This is a genomic window from Pantoea sp. SO10 (assembly GCF_005281435.1).
Classification (GTDB): Bacteria; Pseudomonadota; Gammaproteobacteria; order Enterobacterales; family Enterobacteriaceae; genus Pantoea; species Pantoea leporis.
In genome coordinates this window covers 431392-447022 of record NZ_CP040096.1, presented here as the reverse complement: position 1 = coordinate 447022, position 15631 = coordinate 431392, and the positions used below count along the sequence as shown (strand labels likewise).

Below are 15631 nucleotides of genomic sequence, written 5' to 3'. Positions count from 1 at the left end.
TGGAAGTGTATTGCCGCTTAAGGAAGGCGTACCTGAATGATTATTCTGGAACGTAAAGAGTGTCCCGTCGGGAAAGCCGTCATTTGTACTTTCTTTAACGAAATAATTATCTAATGACGATACATTTATTTCATCGTGCAAACGTTTTACTTTTTCCAGCTAACTGTCACAATAAAAAAGCTACATAAATAGCGCGCTATTATAAAGCACGCGATATATATAAATGATAAAAATTCTTATTTATAGTGACAACACCGGGGAAAACCTTATGCACACACGCTTTTGTTGGGCAGGTTTACGACGCACCGCAGGTTATCGCGGGCGTTTATAAGCAGCACTTCGCTACCACAAGGTCCGTTCGCCACCCTCACGGGGGTGGTTAACGGTTGACCGGCACTAACGTTTTGGGCGAGAAGTGGGGGTTGTCTCAAGCCACGCGCGCACGTTCTCCAGGTCCGGCCCGACTTCGCGCAGGGCCTGACTCAGTCGGTCTTGTGTGGTGCTTAACTTCAGAGTCCAGAACGTGATTTGCCACTGCTCGCGTATCTCTACCTGACTGAGGTCTGCGGGAATACGCCGCTGAATGTATTGACGGTTTTTCATTATTTTTATCCTTTTCTGTTTTATGCAGGAACGCCCGGCATGAGGCTTGCCAGCGCAATACATTCCCTATATTGAACAATCACCCTGGATAAAATAGAGGAATATTCCTGCTGTTGAGGTGGGGATAAAAAAGGAGAGTAATCCTGGCGAGGCCAGCGATTTATTCTGAAATGTGTCAACAATATCTTTTTCATTAAACTAAAAAATAATTATTTTCATTTCTTCTTAATAAGCCTCTGATAAATGAGAAAATTAAAACACTGCATCCAGGTCAAGTTAACGTGATGTTTAGAGGCGGGTGAGCGATACACCCAAATTCACTCCATCCCGTATTTAAGGAGTTTTCTTTGAGAAATCAACTTTTAGAGCGGCCCGTGGCCGTACAGCATAATATCCGTGATCTCAGGCTTGCCGCTGGCCTTTCACAACAGAGTGCCGCTGAGCGTTTCGATCTTAGCCTGCGTGTTTGGCAGTCGAAAGAGTCTGCGAAGAATCCAGGGCAGCTCAGCCAAGGCGAATATGAATTGTTATTGTTGCTGGCTGGTCAACATCCTTACTTTGCACTGGTGTCGCACCAAAAAAAGTAAGCTGCGATGGCCTCACGCGTTTTGCACAAAAGAGACTGAGTATTTCATTTCGATGGTCAGGCACTGCATCAATGTCAAAGAGTTAGCCGTATCACTGGCTAATCAAACTGAGTAGGTGCATCACCGTCCTGGAGGGATTGCTGCGCCGCCAGGCAAAGGCGATATCGGTAAACAGGGTGTTATTCTCTATTTCGCAAAACGTAACATGCGGGTTGGTCACACAGCACATGGACTCTGGTACCAACGCGATGCCACAACCTGCTCCGACCATGCCGAGAGACGAGGTGATTTGGGGAGCCTGAATAAATCGTGTTGTGATGAACCCCGCGCGCAGACAGGTGCTGACGATGAGCTCATACAGGCTGGGAGCGACTTCGCGCGGAAACATAATCAATGTTTCGTTCACCAGCTGTGCTAATGCAATGGTGCCTTGGGAGCTATATGCATGGCCTGCAGGTAACGCAATCATCATTCTTTCGGTAGCGATGACTTTCAAATTGAACGCTTTGCTGCTTTCACACGGCAAACGAATAAACGCCGCATCAAGCAACCCATCCCGCAGATCCTGCATCAGCAAAGCCATATTCTCTTCCCTGGCAATGAGTTCCATTGCTGGATAACGCGTTCTAAAACGCTGAAGAAGGTCAAACACGGGTGCCCCGAAAGCGACAGAACTGGCAAACCCGAGCGACATCTGTCCGCTTATACCCCGCGCCATACCACGGGCTTTCTCAAGCGCATGGTCGGCCAGCTGCACAATCTCAGTGGCGTCATTTAGGAATGCCCTTCCCGCCTCGGTGAGTTCTACGCCGCGCGTCAGGCGTTTCAGTAATGGTGTCCCAATCTCATGTTCCAGCCGCTGTATTTGCTGGCTCAGCGGTGGCTGAGAAATGCCGAGCATTTCTGCAGCGCGGGTGAAATGAAGCGTCTCGGCGACAGCAACAAAATAACGCAGATGGCGAAGTTCCATATCAAAAACGTCTCAAAGTTAACAGGTTTCGCTATTGGATTCGTTAAGCCAAAAAGCCCACCATGATATTAACACGGCTTAACTATTGGTTTGCGAGGTGGCAAATGTGTAATTTTGTATCTGCCTGTTCATGCGAGGAACAGCTGAGAGAAACCGTCTTTAAACTCCATGATGATTCACCAGAAAAGGTTATCTATCAGACTTCACTGATGAGCGCGCTGCTGAGCGGTGTTTATGACGGATCCACCACGGTGTCCGATCTGTTAAAGAAAGGCGATTTTGGCCTGGGTACGTTCAACCAGCTGGATGGAGAACTCATTGCCTTCGACAGCAAGGTCTATCAGTTACGCTCCGATGGCAGCGCCAATCCTGCTCAGCCCGAGCAACAAACGCCGTTTGCTGTGATGACTTTTTTCAAACCTGAAAATCGCTACCGCTTTACCGAAACCGCCACGCGAGAAGAGGTTCATCAGGTTATCGACAGCAAAATCACTTCAGATAACCAATTCTGTGCCATGCGTATCAGTGGTCGCTTTCATGCCGTACGGACTCGAACCGTTCCCTGCCAATGTCGCCCTTATCGCTCGATGCCGGAAGTGCTGGGCGATCAGCCAACCTTCGCATTTAAAGAGACGCAGGGTGAACTGATTGGCTTCCGTACGCCGCAGTACATGCAGGGGATCAACGTGGCGGGTTATCACGAGCACTTTATTACGGATGACCGGCAAGGCGGTGGGCACATCCTTGATTATGTGCTGAAGGAAGGAACGCTAACCTTTGGCTCCATCAACAAGCTTGTCATTGATCTTCCCCGGGATACCGAATTTCTTCAGGCAGAGCTCACGCCGCACAATCTTGATGAAGCCATTCGCGCCGTCGAAAGCTAACAATAGGGGGCAATATGAAAACGTTAAAAACCCACACTCACTGGAACAGCGGCGCGGATCTCGTGGTCGCGCAGCTTGAAGCACAAGGCGTAAACCACGTGTTTGGCATCCCCGGAGCCAAAATCGACAAAGTGTTTGATTCATTAGTGGATTCTCCCATTCAACTCATCCCTGTCAGGCATGAGGCAAATGCTGCCTTTATGGCCGCAGCGGTAGGCCGACTTACGGGACATGCCGGGGTTGCACTTGTGACCTCCGGACCAGGCTGCTCAAATCTGGTTACCGGCATGGCAACCGCCACCAGCGAAGGCGATCCGGTGGTGGCCATTGGCGGAGCGGTGAAACGATCGGATAGCGCCAAACAGGTTCACCAGAGCCTGGATACCGTGTCGATGTTTCGTCCGGTAACGAAATATGCTGTTGAGGTCACCGCCTCCTCCGCGCTGACCGAATGTGTCTCTAACGCATTTCGTTATGCAGAAAACGGACGCGGTGGAGGTGCCTTTATCAGCCTGCCGCAGGATATTGTTGATCAGCCGGTTTCCGGCAGCGCTTTGCAAAACAGTGGACACGTTAAGTTGGGCGCGGCCCCCGATGCCCTAATTGAGGCTGTCAGCCAGGAAATTAGCCGGGCGAAAAATCCGGTCATCCTGCTGGGCCTGATGGCCAGCCAACCAGAAAACAGCGCCGCAATCCATGAACTGCTGTCAAAAAGCCAGATCCCCGTGACCAGTACTTACCAGGCTGCAGGCGCAGTCAGACAGGAGCACTTCTCAAGGTTTGCCGGACGGGTTGGATTATTTAACAACCAGGCTGGAGACCGGCTATTACAGCAGGCGGACCTGATCATCACTATCGGTTATAGCCCGGTTGAGTATGAGCCGGCAATGTGGAACAGCGGCAAAGCCATTCTGGTACATATTGATGTGCTACCGGCTGATACGGATAACCGCTACCAGCCCGACGCTGAACTGGTAGGCGACATTGCGCAGACCGTATGCAAGATTGCCGCCCGTATCCTCTCACCATTAACGCTAAGTCACGCTGCGGCCGCTGTACTGGAAGACCGCCAGCAGCAACGGCAATTACTGGCGATGCAAGGTGCCAGCTTAAATCAATTTGCGCTGCATCCCCTGCGCATCGTGCATGCGATGCAAGACATCATTAACTCTGACATCAGCCTTACCGTTGATATGGGAAGCTTTCATATCTGGATAGCGCGCTATCTGTATAGCTTCCGTGCGCGCCAAATCATGATCTCTAATGGTCAACAGACCATGGGTGTCGCCCTACCCTGGGCTATTGGTGCCTGGCTGGTTGATCCTTCACGCAAGGTGGTATCGGTGTCCGGGGACGGCGGATTTTTGCAATCAAGCATGGAACTGGAAACTGCCGTCAGGCTGAAGGCCAATATCCTGCACATCATATGGGTTGATAACGCCTACAACATGGTCGCCATGCAGGAAGAGAAAAAGTATCAGCGCATTTCAGGCGTCAGTTTCGGTCCGGTGGATTTTAAAGCCTATGCCGAAGCTTTTGGCGCAGCCGGCTTCTCCGTTAACAGTGCGGCAGAACTTGAGCCAACATTGCGCAAAGCAATGGATGTCAGCGGCCCTGCTGTGGTCGCAATTCCGGTCGACTACAGCGATAACCCGCTACTGATGAGTCAGTTACACCTGAGTCAAATTCTCTAATTGAAAGGATATGATTATGAAAAACAGAGTTGCGTTTGTAACCGGCGCCGGACAGGGCATTGGTGCAGCCATTGCCTTACGCCTGGCAAAAGACGGCTTTTCCGTAGCCATCGCGGATTTCAATCTTGAAACGGCGCAGCATGTCGCTGATGAGATTGTCACATCAGGAGGAAAGGCCATCGCGCTGCAGGTTGATGTCACCCAACGCGATAACGTTCTTCACGCCGTTGAAGAAGCGCGCCATGCGCTGGGGGATTTCAACGTCATTGTGAACAACGCCGGTATTGCGCCATCAACACCGATTACCGATATCACCGAGGAGATTGTTGATAAGGTTTATAACGTCAACGTTAAGGGTGTGATTTGGGGGATGCAAGCGGCGATTAGCGCTTTTTCCGCGGAAAATCACGGTGGCAAAATCATTAATGCCTGCTCTCAGGCAGGACACGTCGGCAATCCGGAGCTGGCAGTTTATAGCTCCAGCAAATTTGCCGTTCGCGGGCTGACGCAGACAGCGGCTAAAGATCTTGCGTCGAAAGGCATTACGGTCAATGCCTACTGTCCGGGTATTGTCAAAACCCCCATGTGGGAATCGATAGACAGGCAAATTTCACAAGCGGCAGGTAAACCGGCTGGCTTTGGGACGCAGGAATTTGCAAAACGTATTACTTTGGGCCGGCTATCTGAACCGGAAGATGTAGCCGCATGCGTCGCATTTCTGGCGGGACCGGATTCCGACTACATGACCGGCCAATCGCTACTGATCGACGGCGGAATGGTATTTAACTGATTCGCGGATCGTGCTTACCCATACTGCCGTGTGGGTAAGCTATTAATCATGCACTGTTTCCCGCATATATCGGGTTTCGCCCACAGTGGACATATATTCGCCAAAGGCACTTCTGTGCCAAAAGCGGAAGTTAAAGCACTAATGAGTATTTGATATTGAATGCCTAAATCATGCAGGATACTTACACATTAACTATGAAAATAATTATGCCGCGCTGACAGTAACGCCTAAAACGTAAATATTCTGGAGCGCTGCTTCGTCTTGGGCACTGGTGAACCCTACCCACTGTACAAACGTGTATTTTGATAATGTTTTCTCGTGCCAGGATAAAAATGTCACCTTCTCTGCTTAAGAACATACGTCTTCAGAAAGTAAAGGCGGCCACAACAACTTTGGCCACCTTAATTCAACACCAGCACTCAATGAAAATATGGTGTAAAAACAGAGACTATTAGGCCAATAGCAAAAACCATAAACACACTACCACCAGTCTTATTTAGATATGAAAAGGCTTTACCAGTGGCCAGTTTTTTCTTCACTGAACTAGCCGAAGCACCATATATGAAGTGGATAATAACCACCAACACACAAAAAATCATAGAAAGAATACAGAACTGGCTGATAAAAGGCTTTTCAGCGTTTATAAACTGAGGGAATAGCGCCATGAAAAACACGATGGGTTTTGGATTAAGCAAAGAAACAAAAAAACCCTGACGAAACCTTGATGATTTTGATGGAAGAATTAAAATACTCTCACTTCCAGATTCACTCATTTTTTTTGGAGTAGAACGAAACAGCTTAACGCCCAGATAGGCAAGATAAGCAGCACCTACAATTTTGACCACAATCAACGCAAACTGAGAAGTTGTTATAATTATTCCCAAGCTGCTAGCTGCAATAATAGAAATCACACCCATACCTGCTGCCACACCAATAATTCCAGCTAAGGCACTACGTAAACTGTAATTAAGTGTATTCGTTAACGTGAGCAATACACCCGGTCCCGGGCTCGCTATGGTTAAGCTGGCAATTAAGATGTAAAGGTAAATCTGAGACATAAACTTGCCCTGCATAAATGGGGGGCATCCCCCCCCGCGGTTAATCGATTAGATTGAAAGATCTCTGTATTCCTGCCCGGCAAATAGAGCGCTGTCAACAAGGCGATCGCCCTCATTCTTAGCTACTTCCAAGTGGAATTTTGTTGGACCTGCATACTTAAAGTAATTTCTTGGGATTTCCAAATCGCTGGCTCGTTTGGCATCATATGTGCTTTCAGAGCAGAAGAAACGCATAACAAACGCTGCACGGATATCTACCTCTCCTTCGCCAAGCATTATGCTTCGATGGATAACGTATTTGTCAAAAATAAGCGCATCTCCTACTTCAAATTCATCCTCTACTCCAAAGTGATTAAGAATAGCCATCTGTGCGTTATCGTTAAGAGGACCATCACGCCACTGAACGAAATCGTCTGTAGTAGGATTCTCATTCGCGTCAATTTTTTGCTGCAGCATACTGAACACGGAGGGATCTATATGACTGTAAAGATAGTCACCGTTTACGCGATTTTTTGGTACGTAAGCCATACCCCCACGTTGCCCTTTTGGATTAATATTAACTAAAGGAGCCCAGATCGTGCATCCAAAATCTTCAGCATGATGGTAGCCAAAACTCTGTGTACCGATATGCCATGGAAAGCCTTTATTTTTGAGCTTTTCAAGCTCAAAAGATAATGCTTGTGCATAAAACATATTCCTTCCAGTCAGGTCTTTCATTGCCTTCTTAAATGCTGGATCTTTCAACAGACCAATCACTACCTCATCGCCATCGTACATGTCAAAAGCTAATCGACTGAACCCGGTCTGATACTTATCAGTAGGTTTATCAATGTACTGACCAATAGTTGACTTGATATAACTAACAAACTCTGGAGAATAAAAACCTTTTAACAAAAGGAAACCTTTCTCTTGAAAATCAGAAATTTGATCTTTCGTTAAGCTGAACTTTTTATTAATCACTTCACTACTCCATTTTTAAAGCCCATTAGGGCAAGAACAACCATTAGGTTGAGATAAAACTTTTCCCTTTGATGATTAATTTGTAATATTCAGCAGCGCATCATAATAATCAGCTCGCGCATCTAAATAAATTGAAGCTCCGAGCATAACAGCTTTCTTATTTTTTATTTTGTTACCTAATAATGGAATGAGTTCTTCTTGAACCCACCCATCTGAATAATCAATATTATTTTTTATTTTTTCATAAATCATCAGAATTTTTTTATTTTTTATTCCAAGCCGTAGCGCTCCTTGCATTACCTTTTCAATCAAAAGCGGCATTGTTAATTTTTGCGCAGCGATGATGCCGACTAATTGATAAAAATACTCTTCATAATCGGCCTCAATGAAAAGCACGTCTTGAGGACAATCACAACCAATGCCAATATCGTCACTGCTGTTTAGGTAGGATTTAACATCTCGCATTTCTAGCAAGGTAATCAATGCGTTGTGGTACATCTCTCCAGAATTGAGCCAGAGTTTTTTCAACGCGAAGTATTTTTCCTGATTTCCATATATGTGCAATCCAGAATGTAAATTGAATTCATCAATACAAATCGATGCTTCAAGTAGTCTATCAAAAATCTGTAAATTTATGGATTTTTTGACTTTCAAAAACAACATATGATTAGAGGCTTTATGCCTTAGGCATAAGCTAATAAGAGTATGAGGGAAGTTATTTAAATTATTATCGCCATTCACATTCTTAATGCGCTTTAATTTCAACCAGCTTTCATCAGAGGTGGATTTGGATCTAGCTCCACCCTCACAAACATGTAATAAAAGTGAAGGGTTCAGTGCCAGGCAAGAGATAATTGATATCCATTTTTGTCGTAGATTCATTCCATAAATGCTCAATTTTCAACCAGATATTTACATTACATTTACTTTAACTGCATTGAATTTACATGTCACCAAACTTATAAGTATATGATATTTATAAATAACATGGAATCCGACTTAAAACGCTTAAAAAACACACTGTTTTCGGGGCTTTTGAATTCCGCTAACATATAAATCTCTACCTGAGGCAATCAATTCAGTTAAATTAACCAAATTGATCATAAATCAATCTAAATTAAATCCAATCATAAAATATATATATATTTTTCCGAACATAGCTCTGTGACTAATTTACGACAATATTCCACTATGTCATTATTAATACGAAAATAGAAACGCAGTGAAACCAATCAGTATGAAAGAAGAGTTAGTTATGAAAAGAATAGAATTATTAACAATGTTTATCTTTATTTTTTAAACCACCATCAAAATACTTATGATGGATTGAATTTAAGTCTGTACAGACCATCTGGATAAAATAGAACCAAATCAATTAATCATCTAAATCCATCTAACCAGACAGCTGTGATCCTGCCGTCAGGCTAAAGTCACATCCATTAACGGTTAGTCGAGGTTTACCAGCATCGCTGATTTGTTCACTTTAGTTGCGAGGCTGACTCGATAGCACAGACAGGAGTTCTACACATCAATATGTGCGGAAACTTATTCACAAAAGCAAAGAAATTTTTATCAACATTGCAAAGTGAACAATCAGATCTTAAACCCCTAGCCCCGCCCTAAACGTGAAGTAACATCCGCTGCTCGCTCAAAGAGGACATTGGGCTTGGCGTCGTCCACTCTTTTCACTAAGCGGGCTTTGCAAACATCACGGTTTTAATTAAAGGATAACAGCTAATAATATGTGGGTCTCATTGGCTGCGTTCCATCAATTCAAGCGTCTGACCATCAGGACTTTGTAAATATATTACTCTGGTACCCTGCATGGGTCCTGACGACACTGTTTGAGGTTTACCCGGCGTCTTCCAACCGTAGTCCGATACTTTGCCTAAGAGCGTATCAAGATCCTCAACCATAAAAGCAAGGTGAGCGTAGCCTGGGATATAGGGCGCTGAAGGTTCTTCTGGCTGCTCAATGTTATTGTATTGGAGTAATTCAATTCGGATATCAGCCAGTTCAAGCAAAGCCATCCGTACATCAGCTCCCCTTGCACCTGTAACCTCATCGATTATAGGCCCAGACATTTTTCCTTCACGTAATAATTTACCGCCAAGAATCTGAGTCCAGAATAATAATGAGTCTTCAATATTTTTAACTGAAAAACCAACGTGATTGACACTTAAGATCATGTGATTACCTACTGATTTTTGAAAGTTCATCAGCCAACTATATAAAAAGCCTGCTTTATTTCTACACCATAAATGCGCGAACGTTTTACAAGCCTGCATCTTTTATCGATAAATTGCGAATATCCTCTTTTCGCTCGAAGCTGTCTCTAATTTCCAATCGCAAAGAAGGGCTGCGGCAATTCAGTGAAGCACTATTATGTTAGAAGAGAGCATACGGTAGGATCACTTGAGGATAAGCAGAATGCTTCTGGAAAAGCTCAGGTTGCTTTAAGTTCGGAGGAAGGACAGTGAATTCTGGTTTTTCACCAGGGAACGCCAGCAGCAGATGGTGCTTAGGTTCAAGATGCGGTGTTATGTTTGATGTGACAGAACTACCTAAGCCGTCATCATTTTGACGTCCGCTTTTGGCTGTATTATCAGCCGAAAATCTCATCCTAACCAGCTACTGATAACGGCATTTCGCCGTTAAGAGATGCGCTTTCATGCAGCAAGCCCCAACGCAACTGCACCTAAACAATGCATTCGGCAAAAAGCTGATCGGCACTTTTCACAACTGTCCTCCTTTTTAAAACCACATGAATATCTATGATCGGCCACACATTTTACAATCTGTTTACCTGACAGCGGCGAAAATCTGTGCAAAGTAGTGTCCAGCGGCAAACGAGATTTATGCCCTGGCACGTCAATTGCTTTAGCTAACCGATGTCAGCCGCAGCAACCTGACAACCTGTGCGCGTTATTAAATCCATCAAATTGATTTAATAAAACACCCTCTTTTTGCATTAAGGCGGAAAACACCATGAAAATCCGATTCAACCCAGTCATAAAAGGATGTTTTGCAGCGGTGCTGTTAGCCAGCGTAGGCAGCGCGGCAGCGGCAACCACATTGAATGCATTGTTTATGACGCAGGCGGCGTATAGCGAAAATGATATCCGCGCCATGACGCAGGCGTTTCAGAAAACGCACCCAGACGTGCAGGTTAATCTTGAGTTTGTGCCGTACGAAGCGCTGCATGACAAAATTGTTGCGGCGCGTGGCGCGGGCGGTAACGGCTACGATGTGGTGCTGTTCGACGCCATCTGGCCGGCAGAATTCACTAAGTTCGATCTGTTGCAGGACGTCAGCAGCCGCATCAGCGCTGATGAAAAAGGCCAGATTTTCTCCGGCGCAATGAACACCGTTGAGTTCAAAGGCAAAACCCTCGGCATGCCGTGGATCCTCGATACCAAATATCTTTATTACAACAAAGCGATGCTGGAAAAAGCCGGTATCACCACCCCGCCGCAAACCTGGCAGCAGGTGATGGATGACGCGCGCATCATCAAGCAGAAAAACATCGTGAAATATCCGCTGGTGTGGAGCTGGTCGCAGGCGGAAGCGCTGGTGTGCGATTACACCACGCTGGTATCAGGTTTCGGTGGCAAGTTCTATAACAACGACAAACTCGATTTCTCCTCCCCGGCCTCGTTGCAAGCGGTGAAGCTGATGAAAAGCTCGCTGGATGAAGGCTTGAGCAATCCGGCTTCACGCGAATATCTGGAAGAGGATGTGCGTAAAGCCTTCTCCAATGGCGATGCGGCTTTCGCGCTCAACTGGACCTACATGTACAACATGGCCAACGATCCTAAACAAAGTAAGGTCGCCGGCCAGGTGGGCATCGTTCCCGCGCCAGGCGATGCGCCGGGCAAATTCGGTGCGGTAAACGGTTCGATGGGCCTTGGCATCACTAAAGGCAGCACGCATGCGGATCAGGCATGGCAATACATCCGCTACATGACTTCACAGCCGGTACAGAACCAATACGCCACGCTGAGTCTGCCGATCTGGAAAAGCTCGTATCAGGATCCGGCGGTGCTGAAAAACCAGGAAAGCCTGATCGCGGCGGCGGATAAGTCGCTTAACGTGATGCTGTCGCGTCCGGAAACGGCTGACTATTCGCGTCTCTCCAACACGCTGCAGCAGCAGTTGCAGCAGGTGCTGGTGGGCAGTGCAACGCCAGATGCCGCGCTGCAAGCGGTAGATAAGAGTGCGGCGCGTCTGCGCTAAGGGGCAACAATGCTGAGTTTGCGTCAACGCGAACAACGGCAGGCATGGGTGCTGCTGGCACCCATGCTGTTGGTGATGCTGTTGCTCACCGCATGGCCGCTGTTACGCACCATCTGGCTGAGTTTCACCGATGCCGCCCTGATCGGCAGCGGTGAAGCGCCGGGCTGGATTGGCTTTGAAAATTACCTGTTCGCCATCACCGATGCGGATTTCCGCAGTTCGCTATGGCGCACGCTCTATTTCACCGTGGTATCGGTGGCAATTGAAGGCGTGATCGGCGTGCTGGTAGCGCTGTTGCTAAACCAGAAATTTGCCGGCCGCAACGTGCTGCGCGTGCTGGTGATTTTGCCGTGGGCGCTGCCGACCATCGTTAACGCCATGATGTGGCGTCTGAATTTCAACCCGGATTACGGCAGCATCAACGCCCTGCTGACGCAGTTAGGGATCATTGATGGCTATCGCAGCTGGCTGGGTTCGCCGGATTCGGCGCTCAACGCGGTGATGTTCGCCGATATCTGGAAAAACTATCCGCTGGTGACCTTACTGGTGCTGGCGGCGTTGCAATCGATCCCCGACGATCTGTTCGAAGCCGCACGGCTGGATGGTGCATCGGCGTGGCGGCGTTTTCGTGCTATCACCTTCCCGGCGATTGTTGGCCCGCTCAGCGTGGCGCTGGTGCTGCGCACCATCGACGCCTTCAAAATTTTCGACATTATCTACGTAATGACACGCGGCGGTCCGGTCGATAGCACCAAAACCCTGAGTTTTTACGTGTATCAGGAGTCGTTTAGCTACCTGCGTGCTGGCAGCGGCGCGGCCTACGCGATGTTGATGACCTTGCTGTGCGCGGTGCTGATCACGCTTTACATGTTGTTACTGTGGCGCCAGCGCCGCAAAGGAAGCGCTCATGAAGGTTAAATTGCGCCATGTCGGTAAATACGCCGCCGCGCTGCTGGTGGCGTTCTCAGTGTTAGCGCCGATGGGCTGGCTGTTTTTGATGAGCGTCAGCGCCGCCAGCGATCTCACCCGCGTACCGCTGGAGTGGCTGCCGCGCCAGTGGGATTTCACCCGCTACGGCAAGCTGCTGTCGCTGGAGCCGGGCCAGCCGGGCGTACTGTTTCTGCATGCACTCGGCAACAGCCTTTTAGTCGCCACCGGCGCGACAATCATCTGCTTACTGCTGGCCATTCCGGCAGCGTTCAGCTTCTCGCGCTACCGCGGGCGCGACGGCTGGCTGTTTGCCTCACTTGCCATCTATATGGTGCCGCCGGTGGCATTCGTGTTGCCGCTCTACTTCCTGTTGCAGCAGTTCGATCTGCTCAACACGCGGCCCGGATTGATCATTGTTTACTGCTCGCTGATTCTGCCGTTCCTTACCTGGATGCTGAAAAACCAGTTCGATACGCTGCCGCAGGATATTGAGCAGGCGGCGCGGCTCGACGGCCTGCGCGTCTGGCAAGTGCTGTTACGCATTACGCTGCCGCTGGCGAAGCCGGTGTTGGGGGCCGCCGCACTGTTTGGCTGGCTGCTGGCGTGGGACGAATTTTTCTATGCGCTGCTGTTTACCAGCAATATCGCCGCACAAACCTTACCGGTCACCATTGCCGGATTTACCGCCGGACGCGCCACCGATGATGGCTTGATCGCTGCCGTTGGCATTCTGGCGTCGGTGCCACCGCTGTTTATTGCCATCTGGCTGCAGAAGACGCTGGTTAGCGGCCTTGCCAGTGGCGGGAGCAAAGGATGATGGAGCAGAAACTCACCGCCACGCTGTATGTGGTGGGCAACATTAATGTCGATTTGATCATGGGCACGCTGGATAACTGGCCGCAGCGCGGTACTGAAGTGATGCTGAATCACAGCGAACTGCGTCCTGGCGGCTCGGCGGGCAACTGCGCGCTGGCGCTGGAAGCGATGCAGGTGCGCCATCGCGCGGTCGCCAATCAGGGCAATGATGGCCTGAGCGCCTGGCTGGCGAGTCATTTTCCGCACAGCGCTGCGCACTGGACGCGCTACAGCTGCGAAACCTCGCTTACCGTTGGCGTGACGCATTCGGATCACGAACGCTCTTTCCTGAGTAATCTCGGCCATATCGTGCAACTCACCGCGCAGGATGTGCTGGATCAACTGCCGGCTACCGCGTCTGACGGCGATATCGTGCTGCTGTGCGGCACCTTTTTGTGTCTGCATCTGTATGACGATTATCCTGCGCTGCTCGCCGAGTTACAGCAGCGCGGCTTTGTCACCGCCGTCGATACCGGCTGGCCGCCGCAGGGCTGGACAAACGAAGTGCGTCAGCAGGTCACGCATTGGCTGCCGCTGTGCGACTGGCTGCTGCTCAATGAAGTGGAAACGCTGGGATTAGCGGCGTCAGACGACTTGCCCGCCAGCGCGCAAATGCTGGCGCAACAGCTGAGCGGACGCGGCGGCTGCGTGGTGAAATGTGGCCCGAAGGGCGCGCGCTGCTGGCAGGTAGATCATTCAGTAAGTCAGCCTGCGCGTCCGGTCACGGTGGTGGATACCATCGGCGCGGGCGACAGTTTCAACGCCGGATTTCTCACCGCCCTGCTGCATCAGCAAGATCTCACCACGGCTTTGCAATGGGGGATTTCGGTGGCGTCACTGGCTATCAGCACCTTGCCGCGTCGTTACCCCGACTGGCATCAACTGCAACTTTCCCAGGAGTTTTAAATTATGGCCAGTGTTGAACTCGTAAAAGTGGCCAAACGCTACGCAAAACAGTTGGTGCTGCATCCGCTCGATCTCACCATTCCTGACGGCAGTTTTACCGTGCTGGTTGGCCCATCCGGCTGCGGAAAATCGACGCTGTTGCGCTTGCTGGCCGGGTTGGAGAGCTTGTCGGATGGCGCGATCCTGATGGACAAAGTGCAAATCAACGACCGCGATCCAGCCGATCGCGATATCGCCATGGTGTTTCAGAGCTATGCGCTCTATCCGCACTTAACCGTGGCGGAGAATCTGGCGTTCCACATGCAGGTGAAGAAGGTGAAGCGCGAGGAGCAGCATACTAAAATTGCGCGCATCGCCGGGATTCTTGGCATCGATAAGCTGCTGCAACGCTATCCGCGTGCACTATCAGGCGGACAGCGTCAACGCGTGGCGATGGGCCGCGCGATGGTGCGAAATCCCAAAGTGTTCCTGTTCGATGAGCCGCTGTCGAACCTCGATGCGCAGCTGCGTATGGAGCTACGCGCCGAGATCAAATCGCTGCATCAGCGTTTCAAAACCACCATGGTTTATGTGACGCACGATCAGGTTGAGGCGATGACGCTGGCCGACCAAATTGTGGTGATGAAGGATGGCCGCATCGTGCAGCAAGGCGCGCCGCTGGCGATTTACGACCGTCCGGCGGATACCTTTGTCGCACGCTTTATCGGCTCACCGCCGATGAACCTGTTACCGGCACAGCTGATTGCCCGCGATGGCGTGCCCGGCGTGCAGTGCCAGGATCTGTGGCAGCCGTTGCCCGCGCGTTGGCAAGCGGCAGCGCGCGAACGTGCTGGCGCAGTCGTGACGCTCGGGGTGCGCCCGCACGATCTGCTGGAAGCCAGCAGCAACGCCGCAGCATTGGTGAAAGTGGTGGAGATCACCGGCGAATCCACATTGTTGCATCTCGAATGGCACGGTCAGCCGTTGCATATGCAGATTGCCGGTCGCCACACGGCGGTGAGCGGCGAGAGCATTATGCTCGGCTTCAACGCCGAGAAGATTCATCTGTTTGATGCGGAGACGGGATTAAGGTTGGTTGAGTCGCTTTAAGTCGGTGCTCAGGCCAGAAAAGGCCCTTAAAATTGTCATTGCTGTTTAGGGAGCGCATGAGCATCC

At 49.5% G+C, this 15631-nt stretch carries 15 protein-coding genes; 9 read left to right on the top strand and 6 right to left on the bottom strand.

Annotation, left to right across the window (positions count from 1 at the left end; translation table 11 throughout):
- Positions 1-396 precede the first annotated feature (396 nt).
- A complete protein-coding gene (locus FCN45_RS21570) occupies positions 397-603 on the bottom strand; it encodes a DUF3606 domain-containing protein (RefSeq protein WP_101761078.1) in 207 nt (68 codons plus the stop codon).
- 347 nt (positions 604-950) lie between these two features.
- Between FCN45_RS21570 and FCN45_RS21565 the strand changes: the two genes are divergently transcribed.
- Positions 951-1190: a transcriptional regulator gene (locus tag FCN45_RS21565; protein WP_137387215.1), complete on the top strand. Its 240-nt coding sequence runs from the start codon at positions 951-953 to the stop codon at positions 1188-1190.
- Between the two features lie 91 nt (positions 1191-1281).
- On the opposite strand, the gene FCN45_RS21560 is transcribed toward FCN45_RS21565, so the two are convergent.
- Positions 1282-2160 (bottom strand): LysR family transcriptional regulator, encoded by an 879-nt coding sequence (locus FCN45_RS21560; RefSeq protein WP_137387214.1) that lies wholly within the window; start codon positions 2158-2160, stop codon positions 1282-1284.
- Positions 2161-2264: 104 nt separating this feature from the next.
- Here FCN45_RS21560 and budA point away from each other — a divergent pair, with 104 nt between their 5' ends.
- Genes budA through FCN45_RS21545 form a run of 3 tightly spaced genes read left to right on the top strand, consistent with a single transcriptional unit; the run spans position 2265 to position 5531 of the window.
- Positions 2265-3047 carry an acetolactate decarboxylase gene (gene budA, locus FCN45_RS21555; protein WP_137387213.1) on the top strand — a complete coding sequence of 261 codons (783 nt, stop codon included), beginning with the start codon at positions 2265-2267 and terminating at the stop codon, positions 3045-3047.
- A gap of 14 nt (positions 3048-3061) precedes the next feature.
- Positions 3062-4741, top strand: a complete 1680-nt coding sequence (gene alsS / locus FCN45_RS21550; protein ID WP_137387212.1) for an acetolactate synthase AlsS — start codon at positions 3062-3064, stop codon at positions 4739-4741.
- A gap of 16 nt (positions 4742-4757) precedes the next feature.
- Positions 4758-5531, top strand: a complete 774-nt coding sequence (locus tag FCN45_RS21545) for a (S)-acetoin forming diacetyl reductase (RefSeq protein ID WP_137387211.1) — start codon at positions 4758-4760, stop codon at positions 5529-5531.
- Between the two features lie 419 nt (positions 5532-5950).
- Here the strand turns inward: FCN45_RS21545 and FCN45_RS21540 are convergent, their stop codons facing one another.
- The 4 genes from FCN45_RS21540 to FCN45_RS21525 all read right to left on the bottom strand — a co-directional run bounded on the left by FCN45_RS21540 (position 5951) and on the right by FCN45_RS21525 (position 9738).
- Entirely contained in the window at positions 5951-6589 is a 639-nt protein-coding gene (locus tag FCN45_RS21540) for a LysE family translocator (RefSeq protein ID WP_137387210.1), read from the bottom strand.
- A gap of 48 nt (positions 6590-6637) precedes the next feature.
- On the bottom strand, positions 6638-7549 hold the full coding sequence (locus FCN45_RS21535) for a phytanoyl-CoA dioxygenase family protein (RefSeq protein WP_137387209.1): 912 nt from the start codon (positions 7547-7549) through the stop codon (positions 6638-6640).
- 75 nt (positions 7550-7624) lie between these two features.
- A complete protein-coding gene (locus FCN45_RS21530; protein WP_137387208.1) occupies positions 7625-8431 on the bottom strand; it encodes a hypothetical protein in 807 nt (268 codons plus the stop codon).
- Positions 8432-9300: 869 nt separating this feature from the next.
- A complete protein-coding gene (locus FCN45_RS21525) occupies positions 9301-9738 on the bottom strand; it encodes a VOC family protein (protein WP_137387207.1) in 438 nt (145 codons plus the stop codon).
- A gap of 799 nt (positions 9739-10537) precedes the next feature.
- Here FCN45_RS21525 and FCN45_RS21520 point away from each other — a divergent pair.
- The 5 genes from FCN45_RS21520 to FCN45_RS21500 are packed head-to-tail and all read left to right on the top strand — an operon-like array spanning position 10538 to position 15565.
- Positions 10538-11785 (top strand): extracellular solute-binding protein, encoded by a 1248-nt coding sequence (locus tag FCN45_RS21520; RefSeq protein ID WP_137387206.1) that lies wholly within the window; start codon positions 10538-10540, stop codon positions 11783-11785.
- Positions 11786-11794: 9 nt separating this feature from the next.
- The gene (locus FCN45_RS21515) at positions 11795-12703 is read left to right on the top strand and encodes a carbohydrate ABC transporter permease (RefSeq protein WP_064739811.1); all 909 of its coding nucleotides are present in this window, start codon (positions 11795-11797) and stop codon (positions 12701-12703) included.
- Complete coding sequence (locus tag FCN45_RS21510; protein ID WP_064739810.1) at positions 12693-13532, top strand: carbohydrate ABC transporter permease; 840 nt, start codon at positions 12693-12695, stop codon at positions 13530-13532. The genes FCN45_RS21515 and FCN45_RS21510 overlap by 11 nt, the downstream gene beginning before the upstream one ends.
- Positions 13532-14476, top strand: a complete 945-nt coding sequence (locus FCN45_RS21505; protein ID WP_137387440.1) for a carbohydrate kinase family protein — start codon at positions 13532-13534, stop codon at positions 14474-14476. The genes FCN45_RS21510 and FCN45_RS21505 overlap by 1 nt, the downstream gene beginning before the upstream one ends.
- A gap of 3 nt (positions 14477-14479) precedes the next feature.
- The gene (locus FCN45_RS21500; RefSeq protein WP_137387205.1) at positions 14480-15565 is read left to right on the top strand and encodes an ABC transporter ATP-binding protein; all 1086 of its coding nucleotides are present in this window, start codon (positions 14480-14482) and stop codon (positions 15563-15565) included.
- The last annotated feature ends 66 nt before the right edge of the window (positions 15566-15631 follow it).